The sequence below is a fragment of the Sabulicella glaciei genome, assembly GCF_026183895.1.
GTDB classification, from domain to species: domain Bacteria; phylum Pseudomonadota; class Alphaproteobacteria; order Acetobacterales; family Acetobacteraceae; genus Roseococcus; species Roseococcus glaciei.
Window position 1 is genome coordinate 68977 of the sequence record NZ_JAPFQI010000019.1, and the last position, 15142, is coordinate 84118.

The following is a 15142-nucleotide window of genomic DNA, read 5'->3' on the forward strand; positions in this document are numbered from 1 at the left end:
CTCAACCCACAAATACGGCTTTGACGTCCACGTGCGGGTTCGGATCAGCCACCATCTTACGGGTCCGGTCGAACCATTCTGCCCAGTCGTGGAACAGCTTTTCGATTTCCTGCTCCCGCTTGCGGCGGATCGTCAGGCGTCTTTTCTCGACCGGGCTCATCCCCGCATCGCCCATGGGTACATCGCCGAGGTCGAGCGTAAGCTGGGCCCGAAACCGGGTCTCCAGGACGGCAAGCCGGTCGAGCACCGCGTCAAGATCACGCTCGATGTCCGCCTCCCGGGCTTTCCGCAGTTCGACGAGGTGGGTCTGGAACCGGTCCACGGCGATGGGGATGGCCGCCTTCGCGGCCGACAGGTCCTCCAGGGGGCGACTCGGGGTGTCCTCCGAAAGGCGGGTCCGGGTGAGGAACGTCCCCACTTCCTCGATCCGGATCGTCCCGTCCGGAGAGCAGATCATCACGCCCCACCGGTCCACGACCGGGGCCCCATTTGCGTTCGCGATCGCACCGTGCAGGAGGACGGCAACCTCCCCCGGAAGCAGCCGGCCCGCGAGCGACGCTATCGGCGACGCATGTTCCGCGAAGAAGGTGCTGGCCCGGTCCGCGAACCATTCGAGGATCGGATGCCCGTCCCAGAGGTACTGCACGCTCGGCCAGGCCCGCTCCTGCGCCTTCGCGTCACTGATCGCCTGGTTGATCACACCAGGTTGGTCGGACAGCTCGATCCGGCCCCCGGGGCCGACCGCCTCCTCTGGCATGAACCGGCCGTCAACGGCGCCCTCGCTCGCGTAGCCGAACCCATCCCGGGCCCGCATGTCGGCCGGGATGGCGACCTGGATCAGCCGGTCCGCCTGATGGATCCGCGGCAACTCGGGGAAGGCGTTCTCCTCGGGCCGGGACAGCCGCTCGATCATCGCACGCGCGTAGGTGAACGTGTCCGGGTAGAGCCGGGGCGGGCCCTGGTCCGTGGAGGTTGCCGCCTCAGCCGGTGCCGGTGCCGGTGCCGCGTAATCCCCGAAGAGGGCCGCGAACTCGTCGTCGACCGATATGTGGGAGATCGCCTCAGCGGCGCGCTCATCCATCTGCCGCTCGAATGCCTCCGCGCCTATCCCGGACGCGACCGCCTCTGCAACGACCGCCTCCTCCCCCTCCGCGTCCCCCGCGCCAAGGAACACAGCCGGATCCCCGACGCCTGCCTGGGCCGCCTCGTCCTTGGCGACAAGCTTCTCGAGGACCCACATCTGTCGCACCTTGGGGTGCGTGCTCTTGCCCACGAAATAGCTGATCTGCGGCGGCCGGTCCTGGCCGTACCGGTCAATCCGCCCGTTGCGCTGTTGGAACCGCAAAAGGGACCATGGGAGGTCGAAATGGATCAGGCGGTGGCACTGGAAGTGGAGGTTGAGCCCCTCAGACGCCATGTCGGAAGCGATCAGGATTCGAATGGGAGACCGCTCCTGGCCAAACGCCTCGATCACCTCCTGGGTCCGGACGTCCGCCTCGACGCTGCCCCCGTCCACCCGCGCCACCTGATCCGGTGAAAGGTCCAGATCCTCACGCAGCCGCTCGGCGAGCCAGGAGACGGTCGCGATCCGCTCCGAGAAGATCACCAGCCGGTCCCGGGGCGCCCTCCCGGTCCAGCGCAACTCGCGCAGAAGCTGCAGGAGCTCCTGGTACTTGCTAAACGCGCCAGTATTGATCGCGACCACCTGGTCGGCCAGCGACCGCAGCCGGTCCCGGTCCGCATCGGTACCGCGGGCGGTCCCGTTCTCGATTCCGCGGATCCGCCGCTCGAGCGTCTCGACGCAGGCGACCGGGCTGGAGAAGATCGCCTTGGCGATCGTGGTCCGGAACAGGTCGATCGCGCGCCCCTGAGTCTGCTCCTCGTCGAGATCGAGGTGGAGGTCGGCGATTGCCTGATAGGCCTCCTCCTCCTGAGGGCTAAGCGGGAAGTGGCGCGGGAAAAGCTGCCGTTTCGGGACAGCCCGGCCAATATCGGCGACCACCTCGGGCGAGGACCGGAACCGGCGGACAACAAGATCCTCGATGTCGGACCTGTGCAGGCGGGTCGGGTCCGGTACGCGGGTCGGGTCCAGCATGCGGATCAGGCTCGCGAAGCTCTCTTGCGACCCGTCATGCGGGGTCGCGGTCAGCAGCAGCAGGGAGTCGGTCCGGCGGGACAAAAGCTGGGCCAGCTCCGCCCGCTGCGAATTCGACCCGGCCGCCGACTTTCGTTCGGCCGCATTGTGCGCCTCGTCGATGATGATCAGGTCCCAGTAGGAGTGCTTCAGCGCGTCCCGGATCTGGGTGTCCCTTTTCAGCGTGTCGATCGAAACGATGGACCGGTCGAACTGGTCGAACACGTTGTAATGGGCTGGAATCCGGTTCCGCATCCGCCGGATCGCGGCGCTGTCGAGCCGGGAGAGCGGGATCGAGAACCGGGTCCAGAACTCCTTCTGGAACTGGGTCAGCATCGCGCGGGTCGTGACCACAAGGATCCGGTCCGCCCGGCCACGCAAGGCAAGCTCAGAGGTAATCAGGCCCGCCTCAAGGGTTTTCCCGAGACCAACGTCATCGGCGATCAGAAGCCGAACCCGGCCTTGGGCTAGCGCCCGCTCCACCGGCAAGTGCTGGAAGGTAAGGTCGTCGATCGCGGCCCGGCCGAGCGTGAGGGGGCTGCGTGCTGTGGTGGGCGTCGCCCTGAACGCGGCCTCGAGGTGCAGCTTCGTGTCGATGAGCCCAGACGAGGTGTCTGGGACCAGCCGGACCGCCGCCGAATCGAGGACGGCCGCACCTTTTTCGAGGTTCCAGACGAACCGGGCCTCTTTGTCACGCACGAGCCCGCTCACGCCGCGGCAGTGTACCTCTTGAAATCCGCGCTTCAGGGTCGAAGTCCCTAGCACCTTCCAGGTGGCAGAGCGGAGCTGGATCACAGATCCAGGTTGAGGAACCGCACTCACTTTGCGCACCACGTCCCAGCGGAGTCTTTGGTCAAGCAGATCCGTTGATCCTGCAGCCTGCGCATACATGGATCCGTTCGGTCATGAGCGGCCATTCCGCCCCCCTTATTTCTTTTCGCTTGAGCATGGCGCTTTCGCGCTTCTATCCGATCCGATTGACTTCAAGTGGCCTCCGAGGCATGTGCGGCAAAAATACACTCCGCTTGCCGGCAAGATGACTGCTCTGGAATGCTTACCTAAGGGGACAGGTGGCGTCAGCAGATAGAGCAAAGAATTTCGGTCCTCGACTCCTATCCCAGCTCTAGCCGCTCTCCTCAAAGCTGTCTCCCTTTGTGGGCGGATGTGCAACGCCGAAAGCCGCCGCCAATAGGCTTGCTCAACCGGTGGGCCACTTGATGGTGAAGCCGTCTGCTCTCGGATACGCAATGGCAAAGCCGTTCTCCAGTGCAAGAGCGGCGTCTTTGGGAGCAGGCCGGCTGCCGACGACAACAAGCAGGCTGGGGGAAGCTGACCGCTTCTGTCGGTAATCCAGCAGCTGCCCCATAGCGGTGCGTACGGCATACCGCACATCAGGCCCCTCGCAGGGCTTGACCTCGCCCAGCACGTGCCCGCGGTCGCGCAGAGTGAATTCGATGTCTACGCCATCGAAGTTCTCCCGGAGGTTCGCGGCTCCAAGCGCGGCGGCATACGTCTTGAACCGCTTCTGCAGGTCAGCGTGCCTCGGGGTCACCTTCAACTCGTGCTCTGTGAAATAGCGAACATAGGGCTGGTCGGCTGACGCCGCGGTTTGCGTCCCCGCTCCAGAAGAGGACGACTTCGGCTTACGGTAGCCCCGGGTCTTCGCTGCGACCTCGCCAAGGTCAAAAGGCCCTATCCGGAGCCAGCGCAGGATTGGGCTGTCGGTGTCCAGGGATTGCTCGACGATGCTCAGTGCTTGGTCAGGCCTGATGGCCATGAACCTGCTGTGCATTTTGATGAAGACGGGAGGCCTACCCCCCGCCTCCTTCGGAGGGAACAAAGCCGCGGGGTCGAGCGGAACCGGCTCGCGAAACCATGCGAATTCGGATGGTGGGCAACGCCAGTTGTTGTGATGCCCTTCGTTTCGCCACCTCGCCCGCACTTCTGCAAAGGAGTGATGGGCTCTCTGCACACTCGGTAAGGTCCAAAGCCGCTTGGCCTCGTCTTGGAGGCGCAGCGCTTTGAAGATGGCCCACTTCTCCGCCTCCGTGTTCCTTTGGACGCTTGTGGCGACCCCGAGGGCATGCGGGACGCCGCCGTTGTAGGCGGTCATGATGATGCCGAGGCGCTCGCCATCAGCCCATGCCCTCATTCGGTCGGTCGTCTCTGTGTGGAACACGCGCCAGCCGTTCCAGGTCCGGTTTGGGTCGCCGTTCCACTCCTCGTGGCCGAAGCCAGTTTTGCTCACGTAGCCGGCGTTCTTCCGGATGACTCCATCGGGGTGCAGGTAACCCATGGTGTTCCAGACCATCGGCTTCACCACGACAACCTTGCCCGCCATGCCTCAGCCCCATCCAGAAGCTAAGTCTAAACCGATCGGCGCGAGGTCTTCCAGTGTCGGAGGGCCGCGTCATCACGCGAACATACGCTTTCGCCCCGCCCTCAGGAGCTTGCCGTGAGCGACGAGCCTGCGTAGCGCCTGACCGACCGCCGCTCGCCCGCCGAGGTGCATGAGCCCTTTTACGGTCAGGAGCGCTACCAGGAAGGCTCCTCGCCACCTCCAAAAGCTGTTCCGTCGGTTGCGCCGCCGCCTCTGTCAGAAATTTATTTGCGTTTCTGGCAGGTTAGAGCCGGGTCCCTACCGGTCCCTCCCCGCTCCGCCTCCGACCGGCAGCCGCTCACCCGTCGTCGCGAGTCGGCCAATCAAGCGGAATCAGCGCCCGGCCAGACCCCCTCGTCCACCTCTCCCGGGTAGCTTCAATGTAGCGCGGGTCATCCGCGAAGTAGGCGTGCTCGATGAGAATGACCTGGAGACCCTTCCGTCGTGCCGTCTCGGCGAACAGGAAGTTGATGTGCTGACGCATCGCCTGCACGTCCTCATCCTCTTCCCGGCCGACGATCTCCGCTTCGTCCTCGTCTTCCCCGCTCTGTGGGAAGTAGGGACGGCTGATCTGATCGAGAATAAGCACGCCCGGCACCGGCGCGCTCACCATCTCGAAGTAGCGCTGAAGCGCGAAGGACAGCGCGATGTGGATGGCCAAGTAGTTCTGATCCGAACCGACGTCAGGCAGTCGGAGCACGGCTCCACTTCCCGCTTCGATTACCGTGACCTCGGGCTGGCGCGACGAGAAGTCGAGTTCGGACCCGTTACAGGGTGCAACCGTCGGCAGAACCGCAAATGCTTCCGACGCGAAATGCGAGATCTTTCCCTCCGCCCGCTTGACCTTGATGTCCCTGGCTTCCCGATCGACCCGAGCTTCCAGCTCGGCGATCTCGGCGCGCAGCACGTTCAGATCGCGCGTCACTTGGCGCGGCTCGTCCACGCTTGCCTCTAGGAAGAACGAAATCCGGCCGAGGAGGTGAGCTCTAAGCTGCCCGAGATCGGCCAAGCGGCGTGTCTCTTCGCTTTGTCGTAACCAGGATTGGATCTGGTCGTCCACCCGGCGCAGCTCGCCGTTCAGCCGTCCACTCTCCTCCTCGAGCGCTCGGTCGTACTCGACCAAGCGGGGCTTCACGCGCTCAACTGCAACGCTCTCGGCGCGCACTTTGGTCAGCGTCTCATGCAGCGCAGCCGCAGTTTCGCGCCCACGTTCGGAGGGCGCCTCGCACACTGGGCAAATTCCGGACAACTCGTCCAGGTGTAGGTGCTCCGCCAACCGCAGCTTGTCTCGCTGGCGCACCACCGCGCCTTGAAAACCAGTTGCTTCTCGGAGCGCGGTACGAGTGGCTTGGGAGCGCCGACGAAGCGCGCCGAGCTCGGCCAGAATCTCCCGGCGTCGCCGATTCAGCGTACTGAGCTCGCCCTCGCTCGGGTAGGCGCTGGCCTCAAGCTGCGTCTGGGAGACCGTCTTCAGCTCGGCAAGAAGCGCAGCCTCGGGCGCATCTGCCGAGGGCGCATCGGCGACGCCAATGCGGTGCGCCTCCTCGAGCAGACCGATGGCACGCTGCTTGAGCGCCGTCTGAGCCGTAGCGCGCGACCGGGCGCGGGTCTCTTCCTTCTCAAGCGCCCGCTGGAGTTGGCGCAGCTTCCGTTCGTCTGTGGCGCTCGCCTCATCGGTGACGCGCAGGAAGTAGGGCATCGCAGCGACGATGTCGCGCGCCTTGTCGGCCTTCTCCAAGCCGTGAAGAAGAGTTGACTCGCTGTAGATCACCTCTTTCGTCACGAACATGTACGGCGTGACGTGTCGGACCGTTGCACGCCCGCGCCCGCCGACCGCCTCGCCTTCGTCGATCAAATCGCCGATCCCAAACGCCCGCTCGACGAACGCCTTCGCTGCTTCCACAGTCGTCGCTCCCTCGAACTCGTCGATGGTGTCGGGCAGGGGCAGATTCCGCCCACTCGCCGCGAACATGCGGGTGCTGGTCGCTTGGCCCACAGGCGGAATGAGGCGACCGACGATCATCTGCGCGTCGCCAGACACCCATCGGACGCCGACCGCTAGGCTACGTCGCCGCACATGGGCGGGCAGCTCACATTTGCTCGACCCGAGACAGTAGTCGATAGCCTTGATCAGCGTCGATTTTCCGGTGCCGGCCGCGCCCGTGATGATGTTCAGCGCATCCGCCTCGAAACTGACGTTGCGCCGCTGACCAGAGACGCCAAGAAAGAAAATGGTGTCGATGTTCCATCGTGTCATACCGTCAGTCCCATCATATCGAAGATCGTCCGGGTCGTGCCGGCGGTCGAAAACCAATGCCCGAGGCGCGCCGCGCGCTTCATTGCCTGGGCGGGCTCCTCCCCAAGAGCGCTGATCGCGCTCTGCTTCATTTTTTTGCCGCCCAACTGGAGCCGGGCGTCCTGCCTCATCACGAGCACGCCCGCGAAGCAGCCGAAGCGGATCGCATCGGATACGATTTCCAGCGACGCGTTGACTCGCTCGGCGAGCCCGACTTGGACCTGAGGGCTTCTCTCCAGCCACTCGAGCAAACCGGTGAGCTTATTGGTGCGGTCGAACGCGGCGGCCAGCTCTCCGGACAGCGCCACCGGCAGCGCGAGGTACGCCACTGGCGTCTCCGGACCCTCGGGCCGGACGGATAGGTAGGCCTTCGTGAACTCGACAAGTACGGCCGCACAAAAGGCAGGATTCGTCTCGGCGTAGACGTCGTGAGCGACCCTCATTCGCCGCCCCCCAACAGTGTCTCGTAATCAGGATGCCATCCGACCTTCAAGTTGATGGCGAGCACTTGGTAGGTGCCACGCACGTAATAGGCTGCACCCCACCCCTCGGCGATTGGGCGAACGGTGCTAGGCGCCTCGTGGTGCGTCCACCGCAGCAGCTTCAGACCGGACGCGCATTTGCCCTCGTCCTCGAGCGAGGCGCACTCGTCGACTAGCTCGGCATGCCGGTCGGACCAGTGCTCGCGAAGGACCGCATCATAGGCGCTGATCTTGCTTGCCATGGCGGGGTTGTCGGCAAGCCAGCGGGCGCGCTGCGCGCGCGCCTTCCACTCCTCGCGGATGGCGCGCTCAAGATCGTATGGCTTGCCCTTCACCAGCTCGATCTGACGGGCGAGCATGCCGTCCGGTTGATAATCCTCGGGGTGACTCACTGTTTCGAACTCGGCGACGAGCTTACCCTGCTCAAGGTCGGCGACCACGGCCATGACCTGGCTCTGCAGCTCGGCACGGGTGATGACGCGGTCTCGCTCACCGCATAGTGAGTAGACGATCTGGCGGTCCCACCACTCGATGAGTCGCTTAGCCACGGCCGGGCGGTACTCGGGCAACACAAAGTGGAAATGCCCGGCGATCTCCTGCTCAATCTCTCCCACGGTCGGACTGTCGGGTCGGATGATGGTGCGGCGCAGAAGGTTCAAGCGCTCGGGCTCGCTGAGGGCAAGAAATGCGCGGCATCCGTCGACCCGGTCCGGAAACGGCAGTGTCTTTTTAGCTTTCGCAGCTGCTTCGCGCGCCTCAATGACCCGCGCGGCCTCCGCCGTCATCGCTGCGACAAGGTCAGCGCGGTTGGTGTCCGGATCGGTCAGCGCCCTAAGCGGGCTATCCGACGGAATGTCGCCCACCGCGATCAGGTGCAGTGTCGTTTCCGCCAAGGTCACCTGGGGTAGAACGTCGATCCATACCTTCACGGTCCGCCAGAGCGAGCGCGACTTGATCGTGATGGGTGGTGGCTTGGCGCTGATAGAGTGCTTCAGCTGATAAAGCAGCGTTTGCCCGTCGGCTTTCAACTCAACGTCGTCGAGCTGTTCGATGCCGATCGCGGCCTCATCGGTGGTCAGGGTCACAAGGGTTAGAAGCGCGAAATACGCCTGGAACCAGAAGCCCAGCGCCGAGCCCTCGGCGGAGTGCGCTTCGCTCTTATGATCCTGGTCCATAAGGTCACAATCCGGATAAGGATAGCTTAGCGCCTTCCGCGATTCATCTTCAAGGCGCCTGCCGACTTGACCAACTCCCGACAGAAAGTGCTACAGGCTGAACTGATCACGCCTGTATGCGCCGGATAGCAAGGCGCTCCATTTCGCCGACGGCCCGGGCAAGTTCCTGCGCGAGCCTCCCCGGGAGGAGGCGGTCAAACACCTCGGCGAGGGCCCGATAGTACCAGAGTGTGCCTTCGAGCCCTGCGTTGAACCGGCTCATCATGGCCGGCCCATGCTCGTGCAGATCGTCGACGATGGCACGGGCGTTGTGGAGCTTGTCGCAGGCCGAAACGAGCAGCGAATCGGCGTCCGCGTGCGCAAGGTGCGCCAGATAGGCTTCCTTTCGGGCACGCCAGGGCGGCTTCGGCAGGGTTTCGGCATCGGTGCAAGCCCGCACGATGGCCGCGACCCTTGGGCCGAATTGCTGCTCAATGGCCGCCTCATGTTGGACCCCGCAATCCTCAATGGCATCGTGCAGCAACCCGGCGATGGCCTGCTCCTCATCGCCGCCATGCTCCAGCACCAGGGCGGAGACACTCAGGAGATGGGCGATGTAGGGGATCTCCGTCCCTTTACGGGTCTGGTCCGCGTGCAGGCGCAAGGCCAGGGCGGCGGCGTCCGCCAGGGAGGCCCAGCGCCCGCGTTCCACTTCAGGTTTGTCGTTCGACATCGATGGTCCTGGTCAAGAGGATGGAGCTTTCATGGGACGCCCCCGCAAGCCCGAGGCGCTGAGCAACGCCGAGCACCAGCGCAAGCATGTCCGGGAACACGGCCTCAAGACGATCCGGGTCACCCCCGCGGTTGCCGCTCTTCTCAAGGAGGCGCGCAAGCGCACCAAGCTGACGAACGACAAGGTCATCCACAGGGGGCTGGTGGCCCTGCTGGCGGAGATCGAGCGCGAGTTGGGCATTCCCCGTCCTGCCCCCACTCGATCCAAGCGGTCCGCACGCAAGACAGCCGGCCCGGGTCGCCCGCCGGATCTGTTCTCCAAGTGACAGCAGCCTCGCGCTGGCCCGACGATACCGCTATTTTTCTTAGCGGGTAAGAGAGATTTCCGGACCCGGGCGCCGCCTTCGAGCACCGCATCCCGCCGATTCGTCGAGCCAGCCCATCGCTCCCGCTCCGATGCAAGAGCGGACCGCTCAAAAATATTTTTGCACCAAAACAGGAGCTTACGTCGCTTCCCCTTGCCGGGGGCGACCGCCTGTGCGGCTTGTCCCGCGCTGACGCCCTTGGTGCTTGCAAGTCGTGACGGCCTGCTGCTGGCATGGACGCACTCAACCCTCGGCCCGGATTTGCCGCCTCCGACCTGCCTCTTGGCGAGGTCGGAGCGGCCCCTGGCACGCCCTCCCCGCGCCCCGCTTCAGCCCAGGGCCCTGCCCTGTTGCGGGAGCTGGTGCGGGCACTGGCCCGCCAAGCGGCGCGGGAGGCTTGGGTGCGTAGCCATGCCCCGAACCCCTCTCCTGAGGAACTCCTATCATGACCCCACGTCGTGTGTCTGTGGCTGCCGCCACGCCCCTTCCCTCGTCTTCAGCCGTCGCGGAGCCGCTGCTGACCATCCCCGATGTCGCGGCGCTGCTGCTGGTCTCCGAGCGGACGGTCCACCGCTTGGTCGCTAAGGGAACGCTGCGGCGCCACCGGGTGGGTCGCCTCGTGCGCATCAGCCGGGCGGATCTGCAGGCGTATCTGACGCGTCAGCGCCTGGCATAGAACGTCAAGAATTATCGTCTCATTTCAACAATATGACGGAACGACGTGACTGCGTATCCCAAGTAATCAGATACGTTATTGGTGTTGCGCAGTCACATTTTTCATGTCACGACCAATACAGATCAGCAGAGGCACCCCATGGCAACTTCTGACAATTACTCCGACCCCCAAACCCTCGCCCAGCTGCGCCAGCAGATCCTCGCCGATGCGACCCTGCCGGAGGCTCGCCGCAAGGCCATGGCGTCGGCCCTCAACACGGTCGAGCGGGCCCTCGGGCAGCCGCTGGAAAGCTTGCCGGCCGACCCAACCCAGCTGCGCCCCATGCTGGAGCGGGTGACGCCGGCCATGGTCCGGCTGAGCACGGGGAGCTGGAAAAACGTGCGCAGCCTATTGGGGGCGGTGCTCAGGCACGCCAATCGCAACATGCTGCCGCAGCGCTTTGACATTGCCCCGTCCCCCGCCTGGGGCGAGCTTCTCGGCCTTGTGCGCGGCACGCGGCACCTGTTCCACCTGGGCCGCTTCGCCCGCTACGCCACCCAGGCCGACATCGAGCCGGATGAGGTCAACGACGCCGTCCTCGCCCGCTACACCCAGTTGCTGGTCACCCAGAGCCTGGGCAGCGCGCCCCTGCGCTGCGGGCGCGACACCATCCTGAGCTGGAACGCGGCCCGGGAAAGATTCCCGCAGTGGCCGCAGCAAACCCTGACCGTGCCGGACAACAGGATCCGCCGCAGCCTGGACTGGGGGAAGTACCCCGCCACGCTGCAGGCGGAGGTGGAGGGCTGGATCGCTTGGTTAGGGGGCGACCTTTTCCTGGATCGCGACTTCCGGCCCCTCAAGCCGCTCTCCCTGCAGAGCCGCAAGCGCTACCTGTCCCTGTATCTCGGGGAACTGGTTGCGGACGGGGTCAATCCGGCCACCATGACCGAGCTGGCGCCCCTGGTGGCTCCGGCCATGGCCAAGCGCGCGTTGTCCCGCGTGCATCGCCGGCAGGGCGACCGCACCTCCCTGCACCTGTCGGCGATGGCAGGCGTCGTGCTCATGATTGCCCGCCACTGGGCCAAGCTGCCCGCCGACGAGATCGAGAAGCTTCGGCGGCTGAGCAAGACCCTCCGCCCGGAGACGCAGGGGCTGACGCCGCGCAACGAGAGGCGTCTCGCCCTGCTGATGGACCCGCGGCAGCAGGAGCTTCTGATCAACTTGCCCGCGCGTCTCGCGGAGCGCGTCCGGAAAGGCGGCCGGCCCACCCAGCACCTCGCACGGATCATGCAGACGGCCGTGGCCGTCGATGTTCTGCTAAGCGCAGCTCTGCGCATCAGCAACCTCGCGGGCCTTTCCATCGGCAAGACGCTGCTCGTGCATCACGACGGACGGATGTCCATCGCCATCCCGGCCGATCAGGTCAAAAACAGCGTGCCGCTGACGGCCGACCTTCCACCCACCGCCACAGCGCTGGTGCGGGAGTACATCCGCCTCTACCGGCCCCTGCTGGGCGATGCCTCCGGCCCATGGCTGTTTCCGGGCGCCAAGCCCGGCACGCAAAAGACCACCGGCGCCCTGCGCGATCAGATCAGCGGCGCCATCGCGCGCGAATACGGCCTCGAAATGCATCCGCATTTGTTTCGCCACTTCCTGGCGGCCATGGTTCTCGCCGCGAACCCCGGCAACGATGGCTTGGTCACCCGGGCCTTGGGCCACAAGCGCCAGGACACCACTCGCAGCCACTACGTGGGGTTCCAGACGCAGCACGCCCTCAAGCATTACGACGCGCTGATCGAGCGCCGACGGACCCAGTCTATTATTTCCGCAGGTGGCCGGTGATGGGCGCGCGCCCCAGCGGCCATGCCGCCCTGCCCTTTGCGTCCTGGCCCGAGGCCGACCGCGCCACCTATCTGGCCGCCTGCACGCCCGGCAGCCCCTTCGATGATCCTGGCGCAGCGGCCTCGTGGCGGCCGGCCACGCACCGGTCGCTGTGCGCGGCCTACTCGCGCTGGCTGGGCTTTCTCCAGAGCGAGGGTGTGGTCCTGGCGGAGGAGGGCCCGGCTGAGCGCGTGACGCCGGAGCGGCTCCGACACTACGAGCGCATGTTGAGGGGGCGCTGTGCTTCGGTCACCGTCGCCACGTATCTCGGGCAGTTGCTGATGTTCCTGACCGATCTTTGGCCGGAGCGGAACTGGCGCTGGCTGCGGGAGATCCAGGCCCGGCATCAGCGGCTGGCCCAACCCAGCCGGGTGAAAGCCGCGCGGATGGTCGATCAGATGGAGCTGGTGGAGTTAGGCTTCTCCCTGATGGAGCAGGCCGTGGCGCGGCCCCTGCCCCCGGACCTGACGGCCGGACCGTCTCACCCCGCCCTCCTCTACCGGGACGGGCTGATGATCGCGCTGCTGGCCCTGCGTCCGCTGCGGCAGGGCAACTTCCTGAACCTGATCCTGGGCCGGCATTTGCAGCGCACGCCGGAAGGCTGGCGCATCGCCATCCCGGCCAGCGAGTGCAAGACCGGCTTGGCTCTGCACATGGTGGTGCCGGCCCAGCTCCTCTCGGCGCTCGAGACCTATCTGACGGTGTATCGCCCTGTTCTTCTCGACATGCGGGGACCGGCCGACCGCCAGCATCGGCTCCATCCGGCGGGCCACGCGCTCTGGGTCACCCGCTGCGGCACCGCCATGACACCGGGCGCGCAGCAAAAGCAGCTGCGTCGCCATTGCCGGGCTCGCTTTGGGCACGACATCAACCCGCATCTGTTTCGGGACTGCGCGGCCACGACGCTGGCGGATGAGCATCCGGAGGGGATTTCGCTCGCGGCCGACCTGCTGGGCCATCGCAGCACCACCACGACCCAGGCCCATTACATCGCGGCGAACCAGCGCAAGGCCCTGCAGCAATGCCAGGCTCTGATCCTGGCCCAGCGCCGCCCGTCCAGCCGCAAGGGCCGCACGCCATGACCGTCCGCCGAGCCCCCGCCACCCAGCCGGTCCGCGCCGTGATCTACGCCCGCTACAGCTCGGAGAACCAGCGCGAGGCGTCGATCGAGGATCAGGTGCGCATCTGCCGGGCGCGGGCGGGTCGCGAGGGCTGGACGGTCGGCAACGTCTTTGTCGATGCGGCCTTCTCCGGCGCCACGGCGCTGCGCCCGGGTTACCAGGCGCTATTATCAACGATGCGGGCGGGCCAAGCCGACATCGTCCTGGCCGAAAGCCTGGACCGGCTGAGCCGCGATCAGGAGCACGTAGCGGCGCTGCACAAGCAGGCGCGCTTTGCGGGCGTGCGGATCGTCACCCTGGCCGAGGGGGACATCTCGGAGCTGCACATTGGCCTCAAGGGCACGATGTCGGCGCTGTTTCTCCAGGATCTAGCGCAAAAGACCCATCGCGGCCTGGAGGGCCGGGTGAGGGCCGGCGGCAGCGCCGGCGGGCTGAGCTACGGCTACCGCATCCGCTGTGGCCTTCGATCGGACGGCACGCCCGTCACCGGCGAGCTGGAGGTGGTGCCCGAGGAGGCCGCCATCGTCCGGCGGATCTTCCGGAGCTATGCCGACGGGGTCTCGCCGCGCGCCATTGCCAAGGCGCTCAATGCCGAGGCGGTGCCCGGCGCCCGCGGCGGGCGCTGGAGCGCCTCGCTGCTCTTGGGTGGGGCCGCCCGCGAGACCGGCCTGCTGCGCAACCACCTCTACGTGGGCCAGCGGATCTGGAACCGCCAGCGCTTCAGCAAGGATCCGAGCACGGGCCGCCGGGTGGCCCGGCTCAACCCGCGGGAGGCGTGGATCACCACGCAGGTGCCAGAGCTGGCCATCATCGACGCAGGGCTCTGGCAGGCGGTTCAGGACCGGCTGCGCCTCGCCTCATCCGCAGCTTCGCCTTCAGTAGGCGAGCGTCACGGCACCGACCGACGCAACACGGGGGCGCGCCTCGCTGCGGCGCGACGGCCGGCGTGGCTGCTCTCTGGACTGGTCCGCTGCGGCGTCTGCCATGGGCCGATGAGCGTGATGGGCAGCGGCGGCCGCCTGGGCTGTGCCAACCATGTGGAGCGCGGCACCTGCGACAATCCGCGCACCGTGCTGCGCGACCGCCTGCTGACGCGGGTCCTGGTGGGGCTCAAGGAACGGCTGTTGGCTCCGGACCTGGTCGAGGAGTTCGTGCGCACCTACGTGGCGGAGACCAACGCCGCCAATCGCGAGCGTGGTCAGCGCCAAGCCGGGCTGAGCGAGAAGCTCGCCAAGCTGAACCGGCAGATCCGCAATCTCGTGGAGCTGATCAAGGACGGCCACGGGAGCGCGGCGCTGGTCGGGGAACTGCGCACACTGGAGCAACAGCAGGCGACATTGACGGCGGAGCTTGGCGCGGCAGGGACCGCGGAGCCGGTGCCGGTGCTGCATCCAAACCTGCCCGAGCTGTATCGCCGCAAGGTGGAGGCGCTGGAGGTGGCGCTGCAGGAGCCAAACACGGCGGCCGCAGCCGCCACCGCCCTGCGCGGCCTAATCGATGCGATCCTGATCTTCCCCGGTGCCCGGCGGGGCGAGCTCACGGTGGAGCTGCGGGGCGACTTGGCCGCGCTGCTGGACCTCAGTTCGGTGGCTCCTCAACGCAAAACGGCCGCTCCCTTGGTGGGGAACGGCCGTTCTGGAGAAGTCTTGGAAACGTGGGATGCGGGGAAGCGCAACCGCCTTGTCCTGCCGCGCGGCAAAGAGAAAGGCCGCCCGGAGAACCGGACGGCCGATCTGATCGAGCAGGTTAAGATGGTTGCGGGGGCATGCAACCGCCTTAACCTGCTGTTCGACGCCCCGCGCTTGCGGAATCAGACAGCTTCATCTGTCGGGCGCCATGGAATGACCCTCCCTTGGCGACATGAAATCGCCCCCCTCTGGAGAGGGAGAGAGGGATGTCGATGGACGAGGCTGGAGTGATCCAGGCTTCCGCGCTGGACGAG

General features: G+C 66.0%; 11 protein-coding genes. 5 read left to right on the forward strand and 6 right to left on the reverse strand.

Annotation, left to right across the window (positions count from 1 at the left end; all coding sequences use genetic code 11):
- Position 1: 1 nt before the first annotated feature.
- The 6 genes from OF850_RS18735 to OF850_RS18760 form a co-directional block, all read right to left on the reverse strand.
- On the reverse strand, positions 2-2845 hold the full coding sequence (locus OF850_RS18735; RefSeq protein WP_301591874.1) for a DEAD/DEAH box helicase: 2844 nt from the start codon (positions 2843-2845) through the stop codon (positions 2-4).
- 487 nt (positions 2846-3332) lie between these two features.
- Positions 3333-4475: a hypothetical protein gene (locus tag OF850_RS18740; RefSeq protein WP_301591875.1), complete on the reverse strand. Its 1143-nt coding sequence runs from the start codon at positions 4473-4475 to the stop codon at positions 3333-3335.
- Positions 4476-4812: 337 nt separating this feature from the next.
- Entirely contained in the window at positions 4813-6771 is a 1959-nt protein-coding gene (locus OF850_RS18745) for a DUF3732 domain-containing protein (RefSeq protein WP_301591876.1), read from the reverse strand.
- Positions 6768-7253: a three component ABC system middle component gene (locus OF850_RS18750; protein WP_301591877.1), complete on the reverse strand. Its 486-nt coding sequence runs from the start codon at positions 7251-7253 to the stop codon at positions 6768-6770. The genes OF850_RS18745 and OF850_RS18750 overlap by 4 nt, the downstream gene beginning before the upstream one ends.
- Positions 7250-8467 (reverse strand): ABC-three component system protein, encoded by a 1218-nt coding sequence (locus tag OF850_RS18755; protein ID WP_301591878.1) that lies wholly within the window; start codon positions 8465-8467, stop codon positions 7250-7252. The genes OF850_RS18750 and OF850_RS18755 overlap by 4 nt, the downstream gene beginning before the upstream one ends.
- A 106-nt stretch (positions 8468-8573) precedes the next feature.
- Positions 8574-9179 carry an HD domain-containing protein gene (locus tag OF850_RS18760; protein WP_301591879.1) on the reverse strand — a complete coding sequence of 202 codons (606 nt, stop codon included), beginning with the start codon at positions 9177-9179 and terminating at the stop codon, positions 8574-8576.
- A 31-nt stretch (positions 9180-9210) separates the two neighbouring features.
- Between OF850_RS18760 and OF850_RS18765 the strand changes: the two genes are divergently transcribed.
- The 5 genes from OF850_RS18765 (at position 9211) to OF850_RS18785 (ending at position 15119) form a co-directional block, all read left to right on the forward strand.
- Positions 9211-9504 (forward strand): hypothetical protein, encoded by a 294-nt coding sequence (locus OF850_RS18765; RefSeq protein WP_301591880.1) that lies wholly within the window; start codon positions 9211-9213, stop codon positions 9502-9504.
- Positions 9505-9988: 484 nt separating this feature from the next.
- Positions 9989-10219 (forward strand): helix-turn-helix domain-containing protein, encoded by a 231-nt coding sequence (locus OF850_RS18770; RefSeq protein WP_301591881.1) that lies wholly within the window; start codon positions 9989-9991, stop codon positions 10217-10219.
- Between the two features lie 81 nt (positions 10220-10300).
- Positions 10301-12040, forward strand: coding sequence for a tyrosine-type recombinase/integrase (locus tag OF850_RS18775; RefSeq protein ID WP_301591882.1), 1740 nt, complete (start codon positions 10301-10303; stop codon positions 12038-12040).
- Entirely contained in the window at positions 12040-13161 is a 1122-nt protein-coding gene (locus tag OF850_RS18780) for a tyrosine-type recombinase/integrase (protein WP_301591883.1), read from the forward strand. Before OF850_RS18775 ends, OF850_RS18780 begins: the two co-directional genes overlap by 1 nt.
- Positions 13162-13199: 38 nt before the next feature.
- Positions 13200-15119: a recombinase family protein gene (locus OF850_RS18785; RefSeq protein ID WP_301591884.1), complete on the forward strand. Its 1920-nt coding sequence runs from the start codon at positions 13200-13202 to the stop codon at positions 15117-15119.
- The last annotated feature ends 23 nt before the right edge of the window (positions 15120-15142 follow it).